This is a genomic window from Rickettsiales endosymbiont of Peranema trichophorum, assembly GCF_004210275.1.
In the GTDB taxonomy this organism is placed as follows: Bacteria; Pseudomonadota; Alphaproteobacteria; order Rickettsiales; family Midichloriaceae; genus RICK02.
In genome coordinates, this window is record NZ_SCFA01000062.1 from 1 (window position 1) to 3,818 (window position 3,818).

The following is a 3,818-nucleotide window of genomic DNA, read 5'->3' on the forward strand; positions in this document are numbered from 1 at the left end:
TTTACTGGCTAAATGTTAGAGAATGATGAGAGTCATGATTAAATAACATAAATTTGGAGAGAAATATGAAACCAAAGGAACTTAACATAGAAATGACATACACTGAGTTTAAAAAGATATGTGATGGCCTGGATAATGGAAATTTGGAAGAAGCAATAGAGGGATTTATAAGCAACCACAGTGGCGATGACCTGTCACGGGACGATGTGTTAAGTTTAACGTTATATAAAGCTATCATTTATGGGAGGGCGAATGTAGTTGATAAGATTTTATCTACGCCACATACTGAGAGTATATTGACGCCAATAATAGAATCATACGATAGTGTGATTCGTAAGATGTTTGGTCAAGAAAGAACAAGTGGGATGATCAGAGAGACGGATGGCAGTGTGTTTGGGGTTATATTGGAGTACTTGAAACATAACAGAGATATACCGTTGGTAGATTTGGAAGGGCAAGATTTTGTGCGTATGTATAATATGCTGGAGTTGCCAAGATGGGATGTGACCACAGATGATGGTTGGTGGTATATAAGAAAATATTTTTTGGATTCTTTATATACAAAGGAATCGCTTGATAAACTTGATGAGAGTTTATACAGGGAATTTGATAGGGCAGAATATCTAAAGGACTACGAGGAACAACAAAAGAAGGAAATGCTAAAACTGCAGAGTAAAGTAGAAGAGGATGATGATGCAGAGGATAGCGGCACCAATGAAGATAAGAGCGATGGAGACCGGAGAGTCCAAATGGTAGCAACAGATAATAAGCCCAGTATAAGGAGTGAGGGGGCTAGCGATGGTATTGGCGAGGAGATTATAGTGTACGAGGGCTCTAGAGATCGGAGTGCTAATAGAAAGGACGGCGGTAGTGACGTTATAGTAGAGGTACTGAAGAGTTGGCTCGGTTGGATTGAAGAACTACCTGTATGGTTGCAGGAACATGTGATGAAAAGGCACTCAGTGGAGAGAGTCTTGGAGTATGTAAAAAGCTGTAGCAACGGATTAGTATTTCAATTATTTGAGGAAGATGTAAATGAGATATCAAGAGATGAGGAAAGTGAAGTGATGAATACATGGGATGTGGCAAGAGAGGAGCATATCTGGAGTCAATGCTCAGAGCTTATATATGATGATGCTTACGCCTATCAGGTACCAGTGGTGATGAGTGGTGTAGTAAATGGTCTGTATGGAGTTAGGGCAGGACTAGAGGAGATGTATAAGGTAGTGGAACAGGACGCTGTTAATGTGGAGGATGCCTTAGCATTTTAACGAAGCTGAGGAAGATATATACTTTACATAGGCTGTTCTAACGTTATGAGAGGGGGAAGATGGTAGCAGAATATAACAGGCTGGCTTATGATAACGTCTACAAGAAGGATAGTGGTAGTATTTTTTCTGGTGCTAGAAGTGCTGAAGTAAGGACTAGTACTAAGTACACGCCGGTTGATTTTGGTAGAACAGGTTATCATTATGACGTAGTTGATTTGAATCCTCCAGATGTTATGCCCAGGGTGCTAGCACTCAACGCAATTGCTTGTGCGTTGTCTACAAAGCCCTACACATCAGTAACAGAGGTACATGGAGTAATGGATAGTCCATTATGTGTTGTGTTGGGGGATCCCAACTATCCCATAAAAAAACACGACCCAAGAGTTAAAAGAGGGCAAGATGGTACCCTGGATGTACTGATAGCATTAAAGGCAATTGTTGATGAGCCAAGCAGCGCAAATAAATGTGTGTTATTTGATGAAATGCTAATTAATAGGAATACTAGGTGTATTGGTACTGCTAGTATGGTGTGCGAGGAGATGGAGAAGTATTTGGAGTCGTCAGGCGTATCATCTATGGAGAGGCAACCTAAAGAACAACAAGAATTGAAAAGATTGGATGCGAAGTATGGTTCACTAAGACTGACCAAATCCAAATTAGTTGCGCTAAAGAAGTGGGTACAAAGTTTACAAGAACGAACTCCAGTCGGCAGTGCACCTATGTTAGGCAGCAATGAGAATATAGACATACGTGACTTGATAGTTAATCAAATGTTCAGTCAATTGGATTTAGATGCGCTTCGTGACCATAGAGACTTGTTAACAAAAGATGTGAAGTTATTATCTGAAGAAGAGGCTTGGTATATTTCAAAACATGGGATACACGTTGACCTGAAAGCAATACCGTATATGAGAGAGAAATATTGTGGGGCAAGTACATTTAACGTTGGTATAGCAAATGCTGATCCTAAAAACCCATCTTTTTGTTGTGCGTGCTGTACAGCTGAAAGAGAGGTTTTAAGGAGGCAAGGGATTATTGTAAACGTAGGTGCGATCTCGTTTGATCATTTTCCGGAGGGCTTTTACGCTCCTTCAATGAACGTGGCAGCTGATGTTGAGTCACTAAGTCAGTTTATGAGCATCGTGTACAATATGGGCAAGCTTATATACCATCGGCGGGGAGGTCCTTTAAAGCCGCGGTTAGATGCTTTAGAGGCGGACATAGAGAGGGTAGTAAAGGCGGACATAAGTAGGGTAGCGCGCTTTGATGTTGAGATAATGCCTGTGCAATTCCAATATGAAGAAGAGATGAGTCGGTTAAGGGGATTAGAACGTAATTTAAACGAAGCAAAGAAGAACTGTATAGAATGTCGGAACAAAATAATGAATATGAAGTCCAGACAGAAGAATCCGCAGACTCGAGATGAAGATAGACCTACTGAAAAGAACATAAATGCAGAGGAGGAGAAAAGTCAAAAATTGTATCAAGAAGTTCTGGTACGTATACGAGATGTAGTAGAACAAGAGCAAATTACTGGACAACTGCGTAAGGCATTACAAGCTAATCATGTAGCAGAAACTTCTAACGTAGCTTCTAAGATTACAAGTAATACACCAACAATAATACAAAGCAGCCTTGGACTAATGCCACAACATGCAAGTATACATAATGAGATTATAAGATTATTAAAAGAGAAGATGAAAAAACAAATTTGCTGCATATACAATGTATGCACACAACAGAACATAGCACAAAGTATTAGCAATGGGATAATGTCTGCAGAAGGTGGTGTACCAGCAGTAATACCAATATATTCAGAAGGTGATGGCTGGTATGGTATCGTTATAAAGAAAATGTCAGATAACGCGGTCCGAGTCCTGTTTTATGATCCTAAAGGTAAAAATGCGGTAGGGAATACAGAACTAACTAGAGCTATTGAAAACACTGCAAATAATCTAGATATCATAGAAATAAAACCATCATTATCACTGCATGATAGTGATGGTTGTGTAGCCGTTGTCGACACATTACCAAAGCTCGCTGACGTAACAGAGCTGGAAGCATCTGATATTATTAAAACATTAGGGCTAAACACTTTGAATATAGGTAATATCAGGCAAGCGCTGACACAGAAACGCAGTACTGATTTAATACAGTTATTGTCAAGTCAGCAGGAGATAGATATACTTCAACGCACCACCACAAGCTCAGACCGAGAGAGTATGCAAGACCCAAGCACACGCAAAGGACGGGATGCAAACAGGATATTAGAAGAAGCGCACGATATTCTGCAAGAGTTGGAGGCACTAAGGGGGGAGCAAGGGGGGGTAGGTGTAGGAGAGCTAGAAATCATACGTGACCTTATACTCCACAATCAAAATAACCAAGAGAGGTCGGAAGAAAATAACCAAGAGAGGTCGGAAGAGTACGAACCTCAGGTCACGGTGGTGGAACCTGTTGGATATACTAGCAGTGTAGAAGGTAGTCAAGACCATGATAGACTGGTGCCGAGCCGAGCAAGTAGTCTATATACAACAGAGAACATTG

2 protein-coding genes are annotated in these 3,818 nt (G+C 40.6%); both read left to right on the forward strand.

What is annotated here, in order from left to right:
• Positions 1-65 precede the first annotated feature (65 nt).
• The gene (locus EDM53_RS03300; RefSeq protein ID WP_130122263.1) at positions 66-1,271 is read left to right on the forward strand and encodes a hypothetical protein; all 1,206 of its coding nucleotides are present in this window, start codon (positions 66-68) and stop codon (positions 1,269-1,271) included.
• Positions 1,272-1,330: 59 nt separating this feature from the next.
• Positions 1,331-3,818, forward strand: a 2,488-nt coding sequence (locus EDM53_RS03305) for a tudor domain-containing protein (RefSeq protein ID WP_130122264.1), incomplete at its 3' end; no start/stop codon positions are given.